Below are 22,167 nucleotides of genomic sequence, written 5' to 3' on the forward strand. Positions count from 1 at the left end.
ATGTTTGCACCACTGCTCTCTCCATTGTCAATACCAATAGAGCACCACGAAATGGGCCAGAGGAGGCCATTTACACCTACCTATTGTTCACTTACACTCCCGGGTGTGACCTAGGTCGCAGACTGCTCATTCACTTCCTGGAGGACACGATGTACCTCACGCAATCCCTGCATCGCGCGCTACAGCAGCGGCCCGACGGCATCGCCACGATCTGCGGCGACCGGGTGCGCACCGTCGCCGAATCGGCGGATCGGGTGGCGCGATTGGCCGGCGCCCTGCGCGGACTCGGCATCGAGCAGGGCGAACGCGTGGGAATCCTGGCGTTGAACAGCGATCGCTACCACGAGTACTACTTGGCGGTGCCGTGGATGGGGGCGGTCGCGAACCCGGTCAACATCCGCTGGAGCGTCACTGAAATCGTGTATTCCCTACAGGATTCGGAGACCACGGTACTGCTGGTCGATGACGCCTTCGCGCCGATGATCGCACCGATCCGCGCGGCGTTCGATCAGCTGCGCACCGTGATATTCATCGGCGACGGCGACGCACCGTCCGGCACGATCGCCTACGAAGAACTGATCGCCGACCACGAACCCATCCCCGACACCCGCACCGGCGGCGACACCCTGCTCGGCATCTTCTACACCGGCGGCACCACCGGACACCCCAAGGGCGTCATGCTCAGCCACAACAACCTGGTCACCTCTGCCCTTGGCTCGCTGTCCACCGGTGACGTGCTGTCACACGGTGGACGCCTGCTGCACGCGGCGCCGATGTTCCACCTCGCCGACTTCGCGCTGTGGACGGTCGGCAATCTGGCGGGCGCGACCCACGTGTTCGTGCCGAGCTTCACCCCGGCCGGGGTGCTCGACGTCATCGCCAGGGAGCGGATCACCGATGCGCTGCTGGTGCCGACCATGATCCAGATGCTGGTCGACGATCCCGCGGCGGCCGACCACGACCTCACCAGTGTGCGGCATCTGGTCTACGGCGCCTCACCGATCTCGGAAGCCGTACTGGAACGGGCCATGACGACCTTCCCGGATGCGGGTTTCACCCAGGCCTACGGCATGACCGAGCTGTCGCCGATCGCGACGCTGCTCTCCCCCGCCGACCATCTGCGCCCGGAACTTCGCCGATCGGCAGGCCGGGCGGCCCCGCACGTGGAGGTCCGCGTCGTCGACGAGACCGGCGCCGAAGTGCCACGGGGCGAGGTCGGCGAGGTCGTCGCGCGCGGTGACAACGTCATGCTCGGCTACTGGAACAAGCCAGAGGCGACAGCCGATGCGATCCGCGACGGATGGATGCACACCGGCGACGGCGGCCGGATGGATGAGCAGGGCTATGTGTTCATCGTCGACCGGATCAAGGACATGATCATCACCGGCGGCGAGAACGTGTACTCCGTTGAAGTCGAAAACGCAGTGGCCGCACACCCTTCCGTTGCCTCCTGCGCGGTGATCGGGATACCCGACGAGCAGTGGGGCGAGCGCGTGCACGCGGTCATCGTGGCACAGCCGGGTGCCGAGCTCACCGCGCAGGACGTGCAGGAACATTGCAAAGCGCTGATCGCCAACTACAAGATCCCGCGCAGCGTGACCTTCGCCGACGCCCTGCCGATGTCCGGGGCAGGCAAGATCCTCAAACGTGAACTGCGTAAGGAGTTCTGGGACGAAACGGCACCCGCCGTCCACTGACGGGCGGCATAGTCGGCCCGAACGCCGCCGGTGAGCGTACGGTGTTCGAGTCCCCTTGGCCCCATCAGCATCGGCGACGACGCGGGCCGGCCTGAGCCGGGGCTACCGGCCGGGGCGCCGTGTTGCGCGGTGCCCACACCGTCCTACATATCCAGGCCGAGGTCGAGCACTGCGACCGAATGGGTGAGGGCGCCGACGGCCAGATAGTCGACACCTGTCCGGGCGTAGTCGGCGGCGACATCGAGGGTGAGCCCGCCGGACGATTCCAGTTTCGTCCCCGGCGATGTCGTGTTGCGGCGCTGAACCGCGGCCTGGGTCTGCCAGAGCGGGAAGTTGTCCAGCAGGACAAGTTCGACGTCTTCGGCCAGGACTGCGTCGAGCTGGTCGAGGCTGTCGACCTCCACTTCGCACTCGATATCCGGGGCGAGTGCGCGGACCGCGCGCAGCGCCTCGACCACCGAACCGGCGGCGACCACGTGGTTGTCCTTGATCAGGGCGGCGTCGCCCAGACCCATCCGGTGGTTGACGCCGCCGCCGACACGGACCGCGTACTTCTGGAGACCACGCAAGCCGGGCAAGGTCTTGCGGCTGTCACGGATGCGGCATTCGGTGCCCGCCACCGCATCAACCCACGCGGCGGTCGCGGTGGCGATACCGGACAGGTGGCACAGCAGGTTCAGCATGGTGCGTTCGGCGGTGAGCAGCCCCCGCGTGGGTGCGACCACGCTCAGCACCGACTGCCCCGGCGTGACGCGCGTTCCGTCGGCGATCCGCTCGGAGACCTCGTAATTGCCCGCACCGATGACCTCGTCCAGCACCAGCAGCCCGACGTCGATCCCGACCACCGTCCCGTGCTGTCGCGACACCACTGACGCCTTCACCACCGCGTCCTCGGGCACGGTCGCCATCGTGGTCACGTCCGGGCCGTACCGCAGGTCCTCATCCAAGGCGGTCCGAATCAGCGCGAGCACTTCCTCACGCGCCAGCCCCGCATCCACACCCATCACAAACTCCCTACTCTCATGTCTTCGGTCGGCGAGTCGCACCTGGTCGAGAGGTCTTCTCGCGTTTTGTCGCAGCCAGGTGCCATTCGGCGGGTCATCCGGTCGGGACGGGCACCGTCAACGGCGTGAGGTGCGGGGTGCCGTCGGGGGCCAGGCGTATTGCGAGGCTGTGGCGGGCGGCGTCCACCGGCGCGGGGTGATCCGAGCGGGTGTGGCAGCCGCGGCTCTCCTCGCGCGCCGTTGCCGCGAGCAGCAGCGCGCGGGCGGTCACGGTGAGGGCCGCGTCTTCGAATGCGGCGATGCGCTCGGCCAGCCGTTCGGTCGGGCTGCCCTCCCGGATTTCGGTGAGAGGCCCCTGCGCACCTTCCGCCGCGATCGTGTCAGGTATGTCGCGTCCACCACCATGCGCAGGCAAATTCCCAACCTGTCGCAGCGCACCAGCTACCGCCGGCTCGGCGTCCTGTCCAGCTGCCTCCGCCTTCGCGAGCGCATCGTTGGCGGCGGTCAGACCGGCGGCTTCGCGGACAACCGCGGCGTGATGTGTCATCAGCTGCTGCACGAGCTCTCGCGGCGCCGCCGGGCGGGCAAGCTGTCCCTCCGGCGCGAAGTCGGTCGGTTCGCCGAGACGGACTACCGCCGCCGCGCCCGCGCGTTCACCCACGACCAAACCCTCGAGCAGGCTGTTGGAAGCGAGGCGATTGGCACCGTGCAGGCCGGTACGCGCTACCTCGCCCGCAGCGTAGAGGCCCGGCACCGACGTGCGGCCGCAGGTGTCGGTCACGACACCGCCGCACTGATAGTGGGCGGCGGGAGCAACCGGAATGAGGTCGGTGCGTGGGTCGATGCCGACGGCGAGGCAAGAGGCGGTAATTGTCGGGAAGCGCCTGGTGAACTCGTCGACGGCGCGGGCATCCAGGTAGACGTGGTCCTCGCCGAGCAGACGCATGCGGTCGGCAATGGCGCGCGAGACCACATCGCGTGGCGCGAGGTCACCGCGCGGATGCACACCGGCGGTCACCGACTCGCCGCGCGAATCCACCAGCACCGCGCCCTCACCACGGACCGCTTCGCTGATCAGCGGACGACGTCCCAGCCCGCCCGGTGTGTGCAGGACCGTGGGATGGAACTGCACGAACTCCAGATCGGCCACCTCGGCACCGGCCCACAGCGCGAGCGCGATGCCGTCGGCGGTGGCGCCGGGTGGGTTGGTGCTCAGTGCGTACAACTGCCCGAGCCCGCCGGTGGCCAGCAAGACCGCAGGGGCGTGCACCGCGCCGATCCCCCGCTCGGACACCGCGATCACTCCGCGAACCCCACGTTTCCCGGTGACCACGCGCAGAGCGGCGGTGCGGAACAGCACCGGCAGCCCGGCCGCGTTCAACGCCCGCTGCACCTCCGCACCGGTGGCATCCCCACCGGCGTGGATGATCCGCCGGGTGCTGTGCCCGCCCTCGCGGGTCCGGGAGATCTGGCCGTCGCGGCCGAGATCGAACACAGCGCCCAGATCCGTCAGCGCGGCCACCGCGTCCCGCCCGCCCGCGACGATCGATTCGACTGCCGCGACATCGCAGAGCCCGCCCCCGGCCTCGACCGTGTCACGCACATGCGATTCGACCGAATCGCCATGCGTCGCAACCACCGCGATGCCGCCCTGTGCGTACTGCGTCGACGTATCGGTCGGCCCACCCTTGCTGAGGACCAGCACCCGCAGACCACGCTGCGATGCGGTCCGGGCGGCGGTCAACCCTGCGACCCCACCACCGATGACGACGAAATCGGCGTCCTCGGTCCAGTCGAAACCCATCGCGTTCATGCTTTCTCCCCGCTTCCGCGGTTGGTGCCCACCAGGCCACGGCCGAAGCCGCACGCGCGGTCGTCGAAGTCGGTACCCTGACGCGATGCCGAGCCTGCGGGGACGGTCGCCGCACGGCCCAGATGATCGACTGCCGAGGCCATCGTGACGCCGACCATCACGTATTCGCTGATCGCCGGAGATGACCGGGCAGCCCGGTGCCAGGCCGGGGACGGTTCACTCCCCGCCGCCGGGGTTGCCGATCTCGATCATGCGCTGGACCGAATTGCGGGCCAGGGCGGCAGTTTCCGGGTCGACGTGGACTTCGTCGCTGTTCTCGGCGAGGCTGCGCAGCAGGGCGGCCGGGGTGATCATCTTCATGTACTTGCAGGCAGCGCGGTCGTTGACGGCTTGGAAGTCGATGCCGGGCGCGGCTTTACGCAGCTGGTGCAGCATGCCGACCTCGGTGGCCACCAGAACCTGGCTCGACTTGGCGGCCTTGGCCGCGTCGATCATGCCGCCGGTGGACAGGATGTGCACCCGGTCGGCCGGGAACGAGCCTTCGCCCGCCAGGTACAGCGCGGAGGTGGCGCAGCCGCATTCGGGGTGCACGAACAACTCGGCGTCGGGGTGGGTGCGCGCCTGCTCCTGCAGTTCGTCACCGTTGATGCCCGCGTGCACATGGCATTCACCCGCCCAGATGTGCATATTCTCGCGACCGGTGACGCGCTTGACGTGCGCGCCGAGGAACTGGTCCGGCAGGAACAGCACCTCACGGTCGGGGTCGATCGAGGCGACCACGTCGACGGCGTTGGAGGAGGTGCAGCAGATGTCGGTGAGGGCCTTCACCGCCGCGGTGGTGTTCACGTACGACACCACGACGGCGTCCGGGTGCTCGGCCTTCCACTCGCGCAATTCGTCGGCGGTGATGGAATCGGCGAGCGAGCAGCCGGCACGCTGATCCGGGATGAGGACGGTCTTGTCCGGGCTGAGGATCTTGGCGGTCTCGGCCATGAAGTGCACACCGCAGAAGACGATGGTGTCCTCGGGCGCCTCGGCCGCGATCCGGGACAGCGCCAGCGAGTCACCGACGTGGTCGGCCACGTCCTGGATCTCGGGCAGCTGGTAGTTGTGCGCGAGGATCGTCGCGTTGCGCATCCTGGCCAGGCGTTTGACCTCGCTCGCCCACTCCGGTGTCGCCTCGACCCCGGCGAACCCCAACGGGGTGTCGGTGACCCGCTCCAGCAGTGCGGGGGCGAGATCAGTTCCCATCATCGTCATGATGGCTCCTTCCTTCGTGCGACCCGGCCCTATCGCCGATTCGCACCAAACCAGGTTTTCGACTTATGATCGAAAACGTGCCCCATAGTAACACCATCCACGAATCACTCACCGCGGTGTTCCAGGTTCGCCGCTTCCCTGCCACCATCGCCGCAGGTCACAGCGGTGACGAGGGCGCCGGCGAGCTGAATCGGCGCTGCCCTCCTGGTCAACGGACCGAATTGGCTGTGTTGCTGTGGCAGCGGGCGCTCGACCCACAAGCGGGCACCTGGTCGCTACCCGGCGGGCGCTTGCGCGACGACGAGGACCTCGATATCTCCGCACGCAGGCAGCTGGCCGAGAAGGTCGACGTCCAGGAGCTGACCCACCTCGAGCAGCTGTCGGTATTCAGCGCACCTGATCGCGTGCCGGCGCCGCGCCGCATCGCCTCGGCCTACCTGGGCCTTGTCCCCCTGACGGCCGACCCGCAGCTGCCCTCGGACACCGCATGGCACCCGGTGACCGCACTGCCGAACATGTCGTTCGACCACGGCGTCGTGGTCGACCACGCCCGAACCCGCTTGGCCGCCAAACTCTCCTACACCAATATCGCCTTCGCCCTTGCCCCCGCTACCTTCACCATGTCGACGCTGCGCGAAATCTATTGCGTGGCACTTGGTTACGACGTCGACACCACCAATTTGCAGCGAGTTCTCAGTCGCCGCAAGGTGATCACCCCCACCGGCGACACCGCCGCCCCCGGCCGGGCGGGCGGTCGCCCCGCCGCGGTGTACCGCTTCACGGACAACGAACTCCGCGTCACCGACGAGTTCGCCGCCCTCCGCCCACCAACCTGAGCCTGCCGACGTCGGGCCATCGCCACTGCTGTGGCAAACGCGCGCACACCCCATGGAGAGGCCGGGACCCACAGCTTGGGGCGAGTACGCGTTTCGCACTGTCGGCCGCCGAGAAGTGCGCCCGCACGCCGGGCGCCCCACTGGCCGGGCGAGGGTTGGGACTAGGCGAGCGCGGCGTCGGTGACTGCCGACTGCTCCATGACGTCCAGGAGCCTGGTCTGCGGCGCACCACGCAAGGCCGGGGCATTCGCCGGGGTGGACCAGATCGCCGTGGTGAGGAAGTCCAGGAACCCCTGCGCCTGCTCGGCGGTGTCGAAATCGAGTTCGACGTGGACGTGATCGGCGACGCCGATCGGGCGGCGGATGCGGTGCGCGCGGACTCCCGCGGAGTGGCGGGCGGAGGCGAAACGGTCGAAGGCCTGTTTCCAGACCGCGTAGTCGGTGATGTCGTGCTCGATTGCCAGGGTGATCATGGCGCTACCTCCGGTAGGTAATCGCGGGTCGCTGACGAACCTGCTGGTCACCCCATACTCTGCGGACGCCGGCGTGCGCGGTATCCCAGAAATCCGGGGAATTCGGCTAGTACGCTTCGCAGGGTGGACACCTCGGCCACGCGGCGTATACGCGCCGATATCGCCCGCCTGTGCGCGGCGGGCGGTGAGTCGCGGACACTGCGACGGGCGGTGCTGGATCGGCTGGCCCGAACGCTGGATTTCGACTACTTCGCTTTCGTCCTCACCGATCCGGTGACCTGCGTCGGATGCGATCCGCTCGCCGAGGTCCCCGCGATCGACGAGCTGCCGCGATTGATCCGGCTGAAGTACGCGACGGCGGTGAATCGGTGGACCGGACTCGACGATGTGGGGCTGTTGAGTATCGCTACCGCGGGACATCTCGAGCAGAGCCCGATGTGGCGCGAAGCGCTCGCGGCGCACGACGTCACCGATATCGCCTCGGTAGTGTTCCGAGATCGCTATGGCTGCTGGGGATTTCTCGACCTGTGGCGGTGTGCGCCCGCCACGCCGTTCACGCTCGCAGAGGCGGACCTGCTCGCTGAGATCGTCGCACCGGTGACCGCCGCGCTGCGTCGCACCCAGGCCGCCACCTTCGCCGAGGAACACGCCGCATCCACCGAACGCAATCCGCTGGTGCTACTCCTGGGCCCTGATCTCCGCATGCGCGCGCAAACCCCGCAAACCCACGACTATCTCAGTGTATTACTGCCACCCCCGCCCGCACGTTCACCGGTCCCCGCATCGGCCTACAACGTGGCCGCTCAGCTGCTTGCGCAGGAGCTCGGCGTGGACGACCACCCCGCCAGAACGCGCGTGCACCTGACCGGCCGCGAGTGGGTGACATTGCGCGCGGATCGAATCGGCGCCCCACCCGACGCCGACATCGCAGTGACGATCGAACGCGCGACACCGGCCGAACGCCTCGACATATTCTGCCGGGCCTCGACGCTGAGCGCACGCGAAAGCGAGCTGATCACAATACTTTCCACCGGCATCGCCACGCGCGAAGCAGCGTCGGCACTGCACCTGTCCGAGCACACCGTCCAAGACCATCTCAAGTCGATCTTCGCCAAGACCGGCACCCATAGCCGCCGCGAGCTCCTCGCGCGCGCACAGGGCTGAGCGGTGCGCGGGCGCGGCCGGTGCCGGGCGAACTGACGCCGCTGCTGCGTTCGCGGTGACAGGATCCGGCTCGGCACCTTCGCCCGCTCCTTACAGCTCGACCTGAGATCGGCGCGGGCGGCAGATGAACGCCGGAAAGCCTGTGCGGCAGGCAGGGCCCCGGCTTCACGCAGTTCACGAAACCCGGAAGGCCCGCCGGTAGGCACCGGGCGTCGTTCCCACCTGAGCACGGAACCGGCGACGCAGGTTGACTGCCGAGCTGAGGCCGACTCGGACCGCGATCGCCTCCACCGGCAGATCTGTCTCTTCCAGCAGAGTCCGCGCCTCGGCCACTCGACGCGACAGCAGCCACGCGCCCGGGCTGGCGCCGAGCTGATCCTCGAACCGTCGAGCCAGAGTGCGCGGCGAGATGTTGAGGTGGGCGGCCAGGTCGCCGACGGACAGTGGTGTCGCCAGGCGCTCGCCGGCCCAATCGAGTAGCCCGTTCAGGGCCTCCCCGGGTGGCGCGGGTGGCGCGTACTGTGCCTGGCCGCCGTCGCGGTGTGGTGGCATCACCATGTGCCGCGCGAGGAGGGCCGCATGCGCGGCGCCGTGGTCGCGCCGCACCAGGTGCAGGCACAGATCGATTCCGGCGCCCGCCCCGGCACTCGTGGCGACGTCGTCGTGGTCGACGTAGAGCACGTCCGGCTCCACGCGCACGTCCGGGAACTCCGACTGGAGCTGGTCGGCGCGCGCCCAGTGGGTGGTGGCCGAGCGACCGTCCAGCAGACCCGTCCGGGCCAGCGCGAACACCCCCGAGCAAATGGTGACCAGTCGCGCACCCCGCGCGTGCGCCCGCAGCAGCGCACGACGCACACCATCGGACAACGGCGCCTCCACCGGCGCCCAGCCCGGGATGATCACGGTATCCGCCGACGCGAGCGCAGAAAGACCCCGCGTGACCGTCATCGAGTAGCCGGCTGACGTAGGCACCGGTCCTGGCGTTTCGGTGCACACCTCGAACTCGTAATGCTGCGGTACCGCAGCGCGCGGGGTGCCGAACACTTCCGCGGCGCAGCCGAGCTCGAATGTCGACTGCACCGGCCGCACCAGAGCAACCACGCGATGCATGGCAAGAAAATACCTCATAGTGTCTTTGTTGCCACTGTCGCCACCGTGCTGGCGCCGGCACCGTGGCAGGTATGTACTCCGAGATCCTCGCCCAAGAGGGCTATACGTCCGTATCCGTAGCGGAATCGCCTGTCCGCGAACTGTTTCCCGGAATCCGCGTGCGTCCGCTCTGGACCGGACCGACAGGCGCGCACGCCAATGTGCTGGAAATGGACCCGGGCACATCGTGGCCGCAGCGCGACGTCCACGAGCCGGGACCGGAGGAAGTGTATGTGGTCACCGGCACGTTCAACGACGGCGCACGTGACTACCCGGCCGGGACATTCCTGCACGCGCCGGCCGGTTCCTGGCATGTGCCCGCCACCACGACCGGCTGCACGCTGTTCGTGTTCTATCCGGAGGGGTAGATGGCACCCGACAGGGATCGCCGGCGCGCTACGCCTCCGCCCGATCGTCGCTGGATCGACACGGCGGGCAGCGCCGGCTGATCTGCACATTGCGGCCCCCGCTGCGCCGGGGTATCAGCGGTAGTCCGCTGTCGCATGCCTGCGTTCGCGTCGGTAGCGGCGCTTGTTCGGAAGGGGCTGGGCGGCATTGGAACTGCGCAGCGCGTGGCGTTTGCGCCAGGCGGTGAGGTCGGGGCGTTCGGCGGGTACCTGCGCCTCGCCGTACGCTGCCGGATCATCTGCCGCCAGATGCGTTCCGCTTCGCATATCGTCACCTCCTCTCGGTGATCAGGGAACGCTGTCGCGCTCCGATGAATGCCGTGCAACCGTAGGTCGAGATGGGCCCGGTGAGCCACAGATTTTCCCACTCGCGTCACGCGGATCAGACGGTGCCGGGCAGGCGACCACGGGCGTGGCCATCGCGTGGCGATCGGCAGATGCCGGACGCACCGTCGTCGCTACCGCCGGCGGTTCGGCCAGTACCTGTCAGGCCGACTTCATATCCGGGGCAGGCGCGGGTTCGGGGCGACGGCGGGTCATACGAAAGATCGCCCAGGCGATGAGTTCGATGAACCAGAACAGGATCAGATACACGGTCACGACGAGGACCGGTACAGCGAGGAACAGGATCGACAGCACGGCCACGACGAGGAACAGCGCGATATCGCTCGCTGTCGCCCCACGCAGACGGTTGGCGAAACGGACAGCCGCCCACATCATCCAGCGACGCGGCACCGATACGCCGAGTTCCCGCAGGGTCCGCCGGAAGATGCCGTCGGCGTCGGCCACACTCACCGCGCCGGAACTGAGCAGATAATCGTGCAGGATCGCGGCTTTGGTATAGGCGCCGTAGCGCGGGATCAGCCACACCACCGGTCGCGGCACCGATGCGAAATCGGTGCGAAAGCCTTCCGGCACCACGAATCGTTCAGTGGCACCGCGGTATTCCAGCGGTTGCGCCACCCGCCAGAACTTCTCGTCGAGCTCCTCGACGAGGATCGCACCATCCGCGAACGGCATAGCTCACTCCCCTGAAAGTCCAGCGTATGAACTGATTCTAGGGTTGGTGGGTATCTACTCGACCGAACGCGAGGCAACAGTTGGGCCACTACCAGCCCGTGTGATCCGGAAGATGCGGGTCAGTTCGTCGAATCACGTTCCGGCAGCGCACCCGGCTGCGGCGCATTCGCTCGCGGCGGCGTATTCCCTTGCGGCGGCACGATCCCCTGCTGCGGCACACTCCCTTGCGGCGCCGCACCGTACACGCCCGGTCCCGCCGATACTCGCCCGTACGGGTCGTACACCATCGCCGGGTCGTAGACGTATTCCTCGACCGGCCGCGAGGCACCGAAAGGCCCCGCATATCCGGTCCCCAGGTCCTCCGACGTGCTCAACGCGGCGAGGAACAAGACCACCAGCGAAGCGATCAACGGTTGCGGCACCAGCGCGAGCCAGGTACCGACCTCCGGCGGCAGTGCGACGATCTGGCCCACCGGCGGGTCGGCCGGGCGCGGGTTGTTCCATTCGGCGATGTACTCACCCAGCCACGCCATGATCCAGCCGCCTGCGATCGAACCGAACAGCAGACCCGCATACGGGATGGGCCCGCGCATGCGCCGCCACCGCCACGCACCGACGGCCGAGAGCAAGCCGATCACCGCGCCCGCGCAGACGAAGATCGCCACGGCGTCGAACTGGTGCGCGCTCTCTCCGGTGAGCGCGGCACCGCGCCCGGGCTGCACGACCAGCAGATGTTCGGTGGGCGCGAGCAGACCCCACACCACGGCACCGACGAGGTTGGCCACGATCACCGCGGCCGCGATCACGCCCGCCGCGCCCACCTCACGGCGCACCGCGGCACCCGGGTCCGTTGTCGCCGGGTGCGCCCGCGTATTCACTCCGCCCATGTGCTGGATTATGACCGACAGCTGCCTGCACTGCCTCAGCGGCGTTCCAGACTGGTCGAATCGGTGACTCCGTGCCGGGAGCATTTGGCCCACCAGCCGTCGGGGTTGACCTGCACGATCATCCGGCGGCCGCAGTGTTCGCAGAACCGCGGCGGTTCCAGCCCGAGCGCGGCCGCCTGCGGCATCGGATCGTCGAGACCGGGCACGATCCGTGTGCCGGTGAACGGGTTGTAGCGCTCGTCCATGTTCGTCGTCACCGCGTCAGATGGTGTCGTTGAGCGCCTTGATCGGCATCTTCAGCTCGCCGAGCAGGTCGAGGTCGCTCTCCGCGGGACGGCCGAGGGTGGTCAGGTAGTTACCGACGATGACGGCATTGATACCGCCGAGGATGCCCTGCTTGGCACCGAGATCGCCGAGGGTGATCTCGCGGCCGCCCGCGAAACGCAGGATGGTGCGCGGCAGCGCGAGCCGGAACGCCGCCACCGCACGCAGCGCGTCGGCAGCCGGAAGGACTTCGAGATCACCGAACGGGGTGCCCGGACGCGGGTTGAGGAAGTTGAGCGGGACCTCGTCGGGTTCGAGTTCGGCCAGGTTGGCGGCGAACTCGGCACGCTGTTCGAGGCTCTCCCCCATGCCGAGGATGCCGCCGCAGCAGACCTCCATACCGGCTTCGCGCACCATGCGCAGGGTGTCCCAGCGCTCCTCCCAGGTGTGGGTGGTGACGACATTCGGGAAGTGCGAGCGCGAGGTCTCCAAGTTGTGGTTGTAGCGGTGCACGCCCATGGCGGCGAGCTGGTCGACCTGCTCCTGGGTGAGCATGCCAAGCGAGCAGGCGACCTGGATGTCGACCTCGTTGCGGATGGCCTCGACACCGGCGGCGACCTGCGCCATCAACCGCTCGTCCGGGCCGCGCACGGCGGCGACGATGCAGAATTCGGTGGCGCCCGTCTTGGCGGTCTGCTTGGCGGCCTCGACCAGGCTCGGGATATCGAGCCATGCGGCACGCACCGGCGACTGGAACAGGCCGGACTGGGAGCAGAAGTGGCAGTCCTCGGGGCAGCCACCGGTCTTGAGGCTGATGATGCCCTCGACCTCGACCTCGGGCCCGCACCACTTCATCCGGACGTCATGGGCCAGCGCCAGCAGTTCCTCCAGCCGGTCGTCGCCGAGCCGCAGCACCTCGAGGGTCTGGTCCTGGGTGAGGCCGACGCCGCGTTCGAGCACCTGCTCGCGGGCGATGGCCAGAATGTCGGTCTTGACGGGTGCCTGGGTCACTGCACGAATCCCTTTCGTCCGGCCGGGTGCGGCCTTCGGTTGTGGCCGATCGAGGTGGCCATGCAACTTGAACGGTGTTCAGGATAGGCTAGCTCGAGAGTGAGTCACAACACGACGGGAGGGTTCACGCGTGCAACTGCACCGGTCCGATGTGGTCGACGGCGCCATCGCCATCCTCGACCAATACGGTCTCGCCGATCTGACCATGCGGCGGTTGGCCGGATCGTTGCGCGTGCAGCCCGGCGCCCTGTACTGGCACTTCCCGAACAAGCAGGCGCTGCTGGGCGCGGTGGCCGACCGCATCCTCGCCCCGATGGAGGATCCGCTCACCGCCACCGACTGGCCCGGCCAGCTCACCGAGCTCGCCCACCGGCTGCGCAACTGCCTGCTCGCCTACCGCGACGGCGCCGAACTCGTCTCGGCCACCTACGCCTCCCGCCTCACCACCAGCAAGGGCCGGGAGCGTTTCGCCGGAGCTGCCATCCGCGCGGGAATGCCCCGCGCCGAGGCCGAGCTCGCCGCCTTCACGCTGCTCTATTACGTCCTCGGACACACCGTCGACGAGCAGTCGCGCATGCAGATGGACTCCGCAGGCGCCCTCCCGGAGCCGGATTCTCCGCTCGAAGACAACGAGTCCCCCGACCCCACAGCGCGTTTCGATTTCGGGCTGCAATTGTTCGTCGGAGGCATCCGGCAGCTGCTCGGCACGCGCGTCCGTTGAGGACCCGGGTCAGTCGAGGACTCGGATGCGATGGCTGGCCGGGCGCGCGAACTGACTCTCCGGACGTGGCAGCCCGAAGTGATCACGCAACGTGGTCCCGGTGTACTCACTACGGAACAGCCCGCGTTCACGCAGAATCGGCACCACCGTCTCGGTGAACACCTCGAGCCCACCCGGGTAGTACGGCGGCATGACGTTGAACCCGTCGGCGGCGCCGTTGCGGAACCATTCCTCGATGGTGTCGGCGACCTGTTCCGGTGTTCCGGCGAACACGCGGTGCCCGCGGGCACCGGCCAGGCGGTGCAGCAGTCCACGCACGGTGGGGCGCTCGCGCTCGACGATGCCAGCCACCACTTGTACACGGCTCTGCGCGTTGTCGGTGACATCGCCAGCGTCGGAGAACAATTCGTACGGCACCGGCTCGTCGAGTCTCAGATGCCGCAGGCTTTTGCCCGCGATGCTTTCCAGTTGCGCCAGACCGTATTCCGGCACGGTCAGCTCGTTGAATTCGCGTTCCAGCCGCAGTGCCGCGGCTTCGGTGTCGGCGATGAACGGGCTGATTCCCGGCAAGATCTTGACATGATCGGGATTGCGGCCGAAGCCGCGTGCCCGCTCCTTGATGTCGCGGTAGAACCGCTGCCCGTCTTCCAGACGCTGGTGTGCGGTGAAGATGGCTTCGGCGTAGCGGCCTGCGAATGCCCGGCCGTCATTGGAGGCACCGGCCTGCACCAGAACCGGATAACCCTGAGGGGTGCGCGCGGAGCTGAACGGGCCACGTACGCGCAGGTGTTCGCCCTCGAAGTCGATCCGGTGGATCTTGTCCGGGTCGGCGTAGCGTCCGGCCGCGCGGTCGAACACGATCGCCTCGTCCTCCCAGCTGTCCCACAGCGCGACCACGGCGTCGACGAATTCCCGCGCTCGGGCATAGCGCTGGTGATGATCAGGATGCTGGTCGAGACCGAAATTGGCCGCGGCTTCCGCGGTTCCGGTGGTGACGATGTTCCAGCCCGCCCGGCCGCCGGAGAGGTGATCGAGCGAGGAGAACAGCCGCGCCAGGTTGTATGGCTCGTAATAGGTGGTCGATGCCGTCGCGATCAGGCCGAGATGGGTTGTCGCCGAGGCGATCGCGGTCAGCAGGGTGATCGGTTCGAGCCCCGGTGCGGCGTTGTATTCGACATTGGCGCGCAGCGCGGGCCCGTCGGCGAAGAACACCGCGTCGAAGGTCGCGGCCTCGGCGGTGCGACCGATCTGCTGGTAGTAGGACACGTCGTAGATGCGGTCCGCGCCGCTGTCGGGGTGCCGCCACGCCGCCTCGTGGTGCCCGGCGGGGTAGATGAACGCATTGAGACTCAACTGTCGTGGTTCGGTCATGACGCCTGCTTCACCTGCGCTGCCCGCGGCTCGACTCCGAGCCCGCTGAGCAGCTCCCCTCTGTACCGATCGAATGCCGGATCGCTGTGCCGGCGTGGATGTTCCAGTTCGATCTGCCGGTCAAGTGCGATTCGGCCGTCCTCTAGGACGAGGACGCGGTCGGCCAATGACACCGCCTCGTCCACGTCGTGGGTGACCAGCAGCACGGCCGGTGTGTGTTCGGCGCACAGGTCCCGCAGCAGTGTGTGCATCCGAATCCGGGTCAGTGCGTCCAGGGCGCCGAACGGTTCGTCGGCCAGCAACAGCGCGGGTTCACGCACCAGTGAACGCGCCAGCGCGACCCGCTGCTGCTCACCGCCGGACAGTTCACGCGGCCACGCCTTCTCCCGCCCGGCCAGACCCACTTCGGCGAGCGCGGCGCGCCCACGGTCGGCAGCGCCGGAACCGGTCAGCCCGAGGGTGACGTTGTCGAGCACGCGGGTCCACGGCAGCAACCGCGAATCCTGGAACACCACAGCCTTTTCCGCGGGCACCGACAACTCACCGGAGCCGGGGACCTCGTCGTCGAGTTCGGCCAGCGCCCGCAACAGGGTGCTCTTCCCGGAACCGCTGCGCCCGAGCAGGGCGACGAACTCACCGCGCGCGATCTCGAGGTCGATGCCGTCGAGTACCACCCGGTCACCGAACCCGCGGGTGAGGTTCCGGGCCCGCACGACGTTCAGTCGCCCAGTGTCTGGCGCCATGACAGTGTCTTCCTTTCCACTGTGCGTACGGCGAGATCGCCGAGCAGCCCGAGCAGGCCGTAGATGACCAGGCCGACCACGATGACATCGATCTGTCCGTACGTGCGGGCCTGGGTCATGAGGTAGCCGATGCCGCTGGTGGCATTGACCTGTTCGACCACGACCAGCGCGAGCCAGGAGATGGTCACCGCGAGCCGCAGCCCGGTGAAGAACCCGGGCAGCGAACCGGGCAGTGCGATCCTGCGGATGAACGCCGTCCGGGACAGGCCCACCGTTTCGGCGAGTTCGACGTAGCGCGCATCGACACTGCGTAGTTGCGCATGGGTGTTGATGTAGATGGGGATCAGCACACTGGTGGTGATGACGATGAGCTTCATCTGCTCACCGATACCGAACCACACGATGAACAGCGGGATCAGCGCGAGTGTCGGGATCGAGCGTTTGATCTGGATCGGCCCGTCCACCAGCGCCTCACCGAGCCTGCTCAGTCCAGCGATCAGTGCGAGCACCACCCCGATGAGGACACCGAGCGCCAAGCTGAACCCGGCCCGCCGCAATGAGGTGAGCAGGTTGGCTTGCAGGCGGCCGTCGGCGATGAGGTCGCGTGCGGTCTGCGCGACCGTCCACGGTGCGGGCAGGGTTTCCGGGTCGAGTGCGCCGGACGCGGAGCCGATGACCCACGCGCCGACCAGCAGCGCCGGACCAAGGGCCGCACCGAACGGGATCGCCCGCCCTGGCCCGAGCCTGCGACGGGTCCGCTGACGTGTGGCGAGTGCGGGAGCCGAGGTGGTGCGGGAGATACGTCCGAGAACGCCCGCGTCGGCAGTGTGAACGGCCATCAGTTGCTCCCCGGTTCGAAGCTCGCGCCGACCTGGCCGACGGTTTCGGTGATGACGGCGTCGAAGCGCAGGTCGAAACCGTCTGCGGCCTGGATCTTTCGTGGCAACTCACCCGCGGCGTCGATGGCGTCGATGGTGGCCTGCTGGCGATCGATCAGCCGCTGGTCCAGATGCGGGAAGGTGATGGTGCCGCGCGATGCCACGATGTGGCTCGCATCGTCGATGCCGATCTTCTGGTTGTCGACGTAGTACTTCTGGGCCCACTCGGCCCGGTGATCGTTCACCCACTGCCAGGACCGCACGTACGCGGCGACCAACGCCCGGGTGGCGGCGGCCTTAGCCGGATCGCGCACCACCTCGCGGCGGGCATACAGGTAGGTGAGCCCCGGATAGGTGCCCGCGGTGTCGGCGTCGGGGATCAACGAGGTGCCGGAGGTGCGCAGGAAGCGGGTGACATTCGGTTCACCGAGCGGCGCGATATCGACCTGACCGGTGCGCACCGCGTCGAGGAATTCGGCCAGCTGGATCCGTACCAACTCCACATCGGAGGTCGCCAGACCTGCCCTGTCGAGCAGCCGCAGCACCGCGGCCTGCTGCGAGGTGCCCTCGGCGTAGGCGATCTTCTTACCCTTGATATCGGCGATGCCGTTCACCGAAACGCCAGGCGCCACCGCGAATTTCAATGACGCGGGGTCGATCTGCGACGCCGCGATGATCGGCACGTCCTGCTCGGCGGCGAGCGCGTGGATGGGCGGAACATCACCGACCCACGCCACATCGGCGGCACCCGCGCGGAAGGACTCCAGGATGGCCGGGCCACCGACGAAGTTGGCGAATTCGACCTCGAACGGCAGCTTGTCCAGCTCACCCGATAGCAACAGCTGGTGGCGCAGCAGTTCGGATTGGTCAGCGATCACCAGCTTGGTGCCCGGCGGCACCTCGGTGGGCAGCGGCCCGTCGACGACCGACCCCGCCTCGATATCGTCGGAGGCGCATCCGGTCAGCGCGAACGTCGCGAACGACAGTGCGGCGAGCAGGGCGGCGGCGGTCCGGCCGCGTGGGCCGGTGCGGAGGATACGAGGTCGAGCCATGCGGGGAATTCAACAATCCGGGCGGCGGCCCGAACACCGTTAACGACAGCGTGATCCGAACTCTGCCACTCAGCGACCGGCGTCGACGCGTGCACCGATCTGCTGTTCGAACCGCTGCACGAACGGCGCCACCTGCTGGGCGATGACGGAGTTGTACTCGACGGGACGTTGCCGCGGGTTGGCGTGCCCGGTGCCGTGCGGCAGCACCACCAACAGCGCGCCGTCGACGCCGCCGACCTCGTCGACGAGCACCTGGTGGGTACGTTCGACGTCGACCACCCCGTCGCGGGAGGGATTGTGCGGGCGGATGAACACGATCGCCGGGCGCGGTTTTCCGTCGGCGGGTTCGGACAGGGCCCGCAGATTGTCGATCGAACCGCCGGCGACGATGGCCAGGAACTGCGATTCGATCAGGCCGTTGCTGGCAACGTCGCTGGAGAAGATCTTGTCGCGCAGCACCTCCCCCACCACCGCACGCAGGTCGCCGACGTGGATACCGGGCACACCCTCGCGATCGATGACCCGCTCACGGCGGGCATAGGTTTCGACGACCAGCCGCAGGGTCCTGCTCTCCCTGGCGCCGGGCAGCCAACCCATCCAGCGCACCATGTCCTGTCCGCGGCCGCGCTTATCGGGACGGACGGCGTTCAGATCCAGCGGTGTGCAATCCAGCATTACCGCGACCAGGCGCAACTCGCTGTCGGTGTGGATGTGCTGGCCTACCTCGAGTGCGATGACGCCACCCATGCTGTGCCCGGTCAGCACGATATTGCGGATCCCGGACATGATCGCGGCCCGGATGATCAGATCGGCAATGACCTTGGTGTCGATACCGCGATTGTCATAGCGGATCGCCCACACCACCCCCATCATGCTCAACGAGGGCAGAGCTTCGGCGGTGTCGGAGGCATTGAGCCCGCCGAGGCCGACCATATCGACGACCGCGGTGTCCCAATCACCGGGATCGGCGGGCGCCGAGATCGGGAGCAACGCCGGTTCGGTGCCGGCAAGCCGTTCCCGCTCCGGCGCGACATCGTGCACCAAGTACTGGACGAAACCGATCACCACGATCAGCACCACCACCGCGACCCGCGACAACGCCAACCGGGTGCGGCGCAACGTCGTCCAGGTGTGCCCGAACCGGGTTTCGGCCAGTCGGGCCCGCCGTCGCGCGTCGTCCCAGTCGGTGACAGTGGACGGGTGCCGATCGTCGGACGGCGACATAATGTCACTGTAGGCACGCCGCGCGTGGCGCTGCCATGACCGCGACCCGGCGCCGAGCAGAACCCGACCGATCGGTAGAGTTCGGCCTCACCCTCGGTGGGTGCGGGAATCCGGTGCAAATCCGGGACGGTCGCGCCACTGTGAGCGCCCTGAGGGCGCGAGTCAGACCTCCCCCACCGGACGAACTCTGGAGAGGCCGCGACTTGCCTGTGGAGCACTGTTCATCGATGGTGCGCGCGCGATGAGCCGTGTCCATGTCACGGTCGTGGTCCCGGTGCTGCTGGCCGCCTTGATGGTGGTGATGGTCCTGGCCACCGGGTTCGGGGCCGAATCGCTGCCGGTGTCCGGTGTGCTGGAGGTCCTGGAGCACCGGCTGACCGGGCGGATTCCACCGGACCCGGGGATGGACACCATCGTGTGGCAGCTGCGAGTGCCGCGCACGGTGCTCGCGGCGATCGTCGGTGCCGGTCTGGCCTTGGCGGGGGCCGCGATGCAAACGCTGGTGCGCAATCCGCTGGCCGATCCGTTTCTACTCGGCGTGTCCTCCGGTGCGGGTGTCGGGGCGGCCACGGTGATCACCTCCGGGGTGTTCGCGGGCGCCGGAATCTGGGCTTTGTCCGGTGGTGCCCTGGCAGGTGCGTTCGCGGCGGCGGCGTTGGTGTTCGCCATCGCGGTGAGCCAAGGTGGGCTGACGCCGCTGCGGCTCGTGCTGACCGGCACGGTGCTCGCCTCGGCCTTCTCGGCGATGACCAGCTACCTGATCTTCCGTAGTACCGATCCGGCAGCGGCACAGTCGGTACTGTTCTGGCTGCTCGGCAGCCTGGCGGGTGCGGACTGGACCAAGATCGCGGTGCCACTTGTGGTGGTGGCCGCCGCCGCGCTGGCACTGGTCGCGGCCGCGGGCTGGCTCGATGCGCTGCACATGGGCGCCGATACCGCCGCATCGGTCGGCGTTCCGGTGCGTGAGCTGCGGATCGCGCTGTTCGTGCTGCTGGCCGTGCTGGTTGGGGTGCTCGTCGCGGTATCGGGCGGTATCGGCTTCGTCGGACTCGTTGTGCCGCATGCCGCCCGCCTCGTCGTCGGGCCACGACACCGCGCGTTGCTGCCCACATGCGCGCTGCTGGGCGCGTTGTTCCTGGTGATCGCCGACGCCGCGACGCGAGTCCTGGTTCGCCCCACAGAAATTCCGGTAGGTGTCTTGACCGGACTGATCGGAGCCCCCGCCTTCCTGATCTTGATGGGGCGGCGATACTACAGGTTCGGCGCGTCGTGACCGGCGCGATCGTCACTGCCCATGATCTGGCCTGCGCGGCCGGTCGGCGTCAGGTGCTGACCGGCGTCGGCTTCGAGGTACGGGCCGGCGAGATGATCGGCATCGTCGGGCCGAATGGCGCAGGCAAGACGACGCTGCTGCGCACGCTCGCGGGTCTGACGAAGCCGCAGCATGGGCGTGTCCTGGTCGGCACCGAGGACCTGCATGCTCTCTCGCCGCGGCGACGAGCGCGGACGGTGGCCCTGGTGTCACAGGACGAACGCCCGCCCGACGATCTACTGGCCTGCGAGGTGGTCTCACTCGGCCTGACGCCGTATCTGCCGCCGTGGGGTGCGGGTTCGGCGCGTGAACGCGCGATCGTCGACGATGCCCTGGCCGCGGTCGATCTCGCGGGCTTCGGCGACCGCCCGGTCCACCGTCTCTCCGGCGGAGAACGGCAGCGGGTGCTGCTGGCGCGCGCACTCGTCCAGGACACGCCGGTGCTGCTACTGGACGAACCGACCAACCATCTCGATATCACCCATCGGCTCGAGCTGCTCGCCCATGCCCGGCGCCTGGATCGCACCGTGATCGCCGCGCTGCACGATCTGGCGCTGGCCGACCGCTACTGCGACCGGGTGCTCATCGTGCACGACGGACGTGCCCATCCGCTCGAACCACCCGAAATCGCCCTGCGCGCCGACACCGTCGACACCGTGTTCGGAGTCAGGGCCACCCGTGTGCCGCACCCCGAGACCGGCGAGAACCACCTGTTGATCACCCCGCGAGAGGCGGCGTCATGACACACCCGATCCGAATGCTGTCCGCGGCCGCGCTGGCCGTGACGCTCGCCGCCTGCGGCAGCCCGAACGCCGCGACCGGTGATCTCACCGTGCGCAACTGCGGTGTGGAGTCGCGCTTCCCCGCTCCCGCCGAGCGTATGTTCGTCAACGACAGCAATATGATCTCGATGGCGCTGGCGCTTGACGCGCAGGACCAGATCGCTGCGGTTTCGAGCCTGCAACAGGACATCGACGTTCTCCGCAAGCACTACGGTCCCGCGGTGGACGCGCTGAACTCGGTCGCCGACGAATCCCCTTCGCGCGAAACCGTCCTCGCCCAGGGGCCGGACATCGTCGTAGCCGGCTGGAACTACGGCTACGACGAATCCAAGAACCTCACCCCCGAGTCGTTGCGCGCCGCAGGCATCGCCTCCTACATCCTCACCGAAAGTTGCAGGCAGCAGTCCGGGCAACGCCCCCGGGGCGTGGTCGAACCGTGGGCTGCGCTGCGCGAGGACCTCACCAACCTCGGCGCCATCACCGGCCGCGCCGACCGCGCCACCGAACTCGTCGACGATCTCGATCGCAGGCTCGCCGCCCTCGAGGCCGCGCCGAGACCCGAGCGGACCCCGCAGATCTTCCTGTTCGACAGCGGCAGCGACACCATCTTCTCCAGCGGCAGTTTCGGTGCGCCGCAGGCGATCCTGGACGCGGCAGGCGGACGCAACGTGCTCTCCGACGTCCCCGACACCTGGACCGCGGTCTCCTGGGAGCGGCTTGCAGGTGCCGACCCGGACGCGATCATGTTCGTCGACTACCCGATGCAGAGCTACGCACAGAAGGTCGAGATGCTGCGCGCCAAACCCGGCATCAACCAACTGCGGGCCGTCACCGAGGGGCGTTTCCTCAATCTGCCCTACGCCATGTGGACGAGCGGCCCGCTCAATATCGATGCGGCCGAACAGATCCGCAAGCAGCTCGAGCAGTGGGGCCTGGTGCCACCGTCGACCATCGAGCCCCGCTCGGACGACGCGATTCGCTGAGCCGGCTATGCCCTGCCGGCCGCGCGGCCGGATCCGCCCATGCGCGTGAGGCTCATCACATTCGCGCAGGTAGGGCGGCGTTTCGGGAAATCTCACACGCATTTTGTCGGACCCCG

At 68.1% G+C, this 22,167-nt stretch carries 23 protein-coding genes and 1 riboswitch; of the genes, 8 read left to right on the forward strand and 15 right to left on the reverse strand.

Going from position 1 to position 22,167, the window contains the following annotated elements; all coding sequences use genetic code 11:
• Positions 1-149: 149 nt before the first annotated feature.
• Positions 150-1,697: a long-chain-fatty-acid--CoA ligase gene (locus GV792_RS18310; RefSeq protein ID WP_163825352.1), complete on the forward strand. Its 1,548-nt coding sequence runs from the start codon at positions 150-152 to the stop codon at positions 1,695-1,697.
• 143 nt (positions 1,698-1,840) lie between these two features.
• Here GV792_RS18310 and nadC read toward each other — a convergent pair whose 3' ends face one another.
• The 3 genes from nadC to nadA all read right to left on the reverse strand — a co-directional run bounded on the left by nadC (position 1,841) and on the right by nadA (position 5,774).
• Positions 1,841-2,701, reverse strand: a complete 861-nt coding sequence (gene nadC / locus GV792_RS18315) for a carboxylating nicotinate-nucleotide diphosphorylase (RefSeq protein WP_163825353.1) — start codon at positions 2,699-2,701, stop codon at positions 1,841-1,843.
• Positions 2,702-2,795: 94 nt separating this feature from the next.
• The gene (locus GV792_RS18320) at positions 2,796-4,514 is read right to left on the reverse strand and encodes an L-aspartate oxidase (protein WP_163825354.1); all 1,719 of its coding nucleotides are present in this window, start codon (positions 4,512-4,514) and stop codon (positions 2,796-2,798) included.
• Positions 4,515-4,730: 216 nt separating this feature from the next.
• Complete coding sequence (gene nadA, locus GV792_RS18325) at positions 4,731-5,774, reverse strand: quinolinate synthase NadA (RefSeq protein ID WP_163825355.1); 1,044 nt, start codon at positions 5,772-5,774, stop codon at positions 4,731-4,733.
• Between the two features lie 77 nt (positions 5,775-5,851).
• Between nadA and GV792_RS18330 the strand changes: the two genes are divergently transcribed.
• Positions 5,852-6,610: an NUDIX hydrolase gene (locus GV792_RS18330; protein WP_163825356.1), complete on the forward strand. Its 759-nt coding sequence runs from the start codon at positions 5,852-5,854 to the stop codon at positions 6,608-6,610.
• Positions 6,611-6,771: 161 nt separating this feature from the next.
• On the opposite strand, the gene GV792_RS18335 is transcribed toward GV792_RS18330, so the two are convergent.
• Positions 6,772-7,083: a hypothetical protein gene (locus GV792_RS18335; RefSeq protein WP_163825357.1), complete on the reverse strand. Its 312-nt coding sequence runs from the start codon at positions 7,081-7,083 to the stop codon at positions 6,772-6,774.
• Between the two features lie 123 nt (positions 7,084-7,206).
• Here GV792_RS18335 and GV792_RS30235 point away from each other — a divergent pair, with 123 nt between their 5' ends.
• Complete coding sequence (locus tag GV792_RS30235; protein WP_218581204.1) at positions 7,207-8,247, forward strand: helix-turn-helix transcriptional regulator; 1,041 nt, start codon at positions 7,207-7,209, stop codon at positions 8,245-8,247.
• A 174-nt stretch (positions 8,248-8,421) separates the two neighbouring features.
• On the opposite strand, the gene GV792_RS18345 is transcribed toward GV792_RS30235, so the two are convergent.
• Positions 8,422-9,357 (reverse strand): GlxA family transcriptional regulator, encoded by a 936-nt coding sequence (locus tag GV792_RS18345; RefSeq protein WP_163825358.1) that lies wholly within the window; start codon positions 9,355-9,357, stop codon positions 8,422-8,424.
• Between the two features lie 71 nt (positions 9,358-9,428).
• Between GV792_RS18345 and GV792_RS18350 the strand changes: the two genes are divergently transcribed.
• Entirely contained in the window at positions 9,429-9,764 is a 336-nt protein-coding gene (locus GV792_RS18350) for a cupin domain-containing protein (RefSeq protein WP_163825359.1), read from the forward strand.
• 114 nt (positions 9,765-9,878) lie between these two features.
• Here the strand turns inward: GV792_RS18350 and GV792_RS18355 are convergent, their stop codons facing one another.
• The 5 genes from GV792_RS18355 to bioB all read right to left on the reverse strand — a co-directional run bounded on the left by GV792_RS18355 (position 9,879) and on the right by bioB (position 12,985).
• Positions 9,879-10,070 carry a hypothetical protein gene (locus tag GV792_RS18355; protein WP_163825360.1) on the reverse strand — a complete coding sequence of 64 codons (192 nt, stop codon included), beginning with the start codon at positions 10,068-10,070 and terminating at the stop codon, positions 9,879-9,881.
• Positions 10,071-10,289: 219 nt separating this feature from the next.
• Complete coding sequence (locus tag GV792_RS18360) at positions 10,290-10,823, reverse strand: DUF1353 domain-containing protein (RefSeq protein ID WP_163825361.1); 534 nt, start codon at positions 10,821-10,823, stop codon at positions 10,290-10,292.
• A 119-nt stretch (positions 10,824-10,942) separates the two neighbouring features.
• A complete protein-coding gene (locus GV792_RS18365) occupies positions 10,943-11,710 on the reverse strand; it encodes a DUF2567 domain-containing protein (protein WP_163825362.1) in 768 nt (255 codons plus the stop codon).
• Positions 11,711-11,745: 35 nt separating this feature from the next.
• Positions 11,746-11,955: a biotin synthase auxiliary protein BsaP gene (gene bsaP / locus GV792_RS18370; RefSeq protein WP_163825435.1), complete on the reverse strand. Its 210-nt coding sequence runs from the start codon at positions 11,953-11,955 to the stop codon at positions 11,746-11,748.
• A gap of 16 nt (positions 11,956-11,971) precedes the next feature.
• Positions 11,972-12,985 (reverse strand): biotin synthase BioB, encoded by a 1,014-nt coding sequence (bioB, locus tag GV792_RS18375; RefSeq protein ID WP_163825363.1) that lies wholly within the window; start codon positions 12,983-12,985, stop codon positions 11,972-11,974.
• A gap of 130 nt (positions 12,986-13,115) precedes the next feature.
• Between bioB and GV792_RS18380 the strand changes: the two genes are divergently transcribed.
• A complete protein-coding gene (locus GV792_RS18380) occupies positions 13,116-13,706 on the forward strand; it encodes a TetR/AcrR family transcriptional regulator C-terminal domain-containing protein (protein ID WP_163825364.1) in 591 nt (196 codons plus the stop codon).
• A gap of 9 nt (positions 13,707-13,715) precedes the next feature.
• On the opposite strand, the gene GV792_RS18385 is transcribed toward GV792_RS18380, so the two are convergent.
• From GV792_RS18385 to GV792_RS18405, 5 genes are all read right to left on the reverse strand, one after another.
• Entirely contained in the window at positions 13,716-15,077 is a 1,362-nt protein-coding gene (locus GV792_RS18385; RefSeq protein ID WP_163825365.1) for an LLM class flavin-dependent oxidoreductase, read from the reverse strand.
• Complete coding sequence (locus tag GV792_RS18390; RefSeq protein ID WP_175583026.1) at positions 15,074-15,820, reverse strand: ABC transporter ATP-binding protein; 747 nt, start codon at positions 15,818-15,820, stop codon at positions 15,074-15,076. Before GV792_RS18390 ends, GV792_RS18385 begins: the two co-directional genes overlap by 4 nt.
• Positions 15,796-16,659, reverse strand: coding sequence for an ABC transporter permease (locus GV792_RS18395; RefSeq protein ID WP_163825366.1), 864 nt, complete (start codon positions 16,657-16,659; stop codon positions 15,796-15,798). The genes GV792_RS18390 and GV792_RS18395 overlap by 25 nt, the downstream gene beginning before the upstream one ends.
• The gene (locus GV792_RS18400) at positions 16,659-17,750 is read right to left on the reverse strand and encodes an ABC transporter substrate-binding protein (protein ID WP_163825367.1); all 1,092 of its coding nucleotides are present in this window, start codon (positions 17,748-17,750) and stop codon (positions 16,659-16,661) included. Before GV792_RS18400 ends, GV792_RS18395 begins: the two co-directional genes overlap by 1 nt.
• 69 nt (positions 17,751-17,819) lie before the next feature.
• Complete coding sequence (locus tag GV792_RS18405; RefSeq protein WP_163825368.1) at positions 17,820-18,974, reverse strand: alpha/beta fold hydrolase; 1,155 nt, start codon at positions 18,972-18,974, stop codon at positions 17,820-17,822.
• Between the two features lie 65 nt (positions 18,975-19,039).
• Positions 19,040-19,164: riboswitch (cobalamin riboswitch) on the forward strand.
• Between the two features lie 51 nt (positions 19,165-19,215).
• Between GV792_RS18405 and GV792_RS18410 the strand changes: the two genes are divergently transcribed.
• From GV792_RS18410 to GV792_RS18420, 3 genes are read left to right on the forward strand one after another with little or no spacing between them, the layout of a single operon-like run.
• On the forward strand, positions 19,216-20,247 hold the full coding sequence (locus GV792_RS18410; RefSeq protein WP_163825369.1) for a FecCD family ABC transporter permease: 1,032 nt from the start codon (positions 19,216-19,218) through the stop codon (positions 20,245-20,247).
• Positions 20,244-21,029, forward strand: coding sequence for an ABC transporter ATP-binding protein (locus tag GV792_RS30455; RefSeq protein WP_309138536.1), 786 nt, complete (start codon positions 20,244-20,246; stop codon positions 21,027-21,029). Before GV792_RS18410 ends, GV792_RS30455 begins: the two co-directional genes overlap by 4 nt.
• Complete coding sequence (locus GV792_RS18420) at positions 21,026-22,051, forward strand: ABC transporter substrate-binding protein (RefSeq protein WP_256668259.1); 1,026 nt, start codon at positions 21,026-21,028, stop codon at positions 22,049-22,051. The genes GV792_RS30455 and GV792_RS18420 overlap by 4 nt, the downstream gene beginning before the upstream one ends.
• Positions 22,052-22,167: the final 116 nt, after the last annotated feature.

Origin of the sequence: Nocardia cyriacigeorgica (genome assembly GCF_010868145.1) — a bacterium.
Lineage (GTDB): Bacteria > Actinomycetota > Actinomycetes > Mycobacteriales > Mycobacteriaceae > Nocardia > Nocardia cyriacigeorgica_D.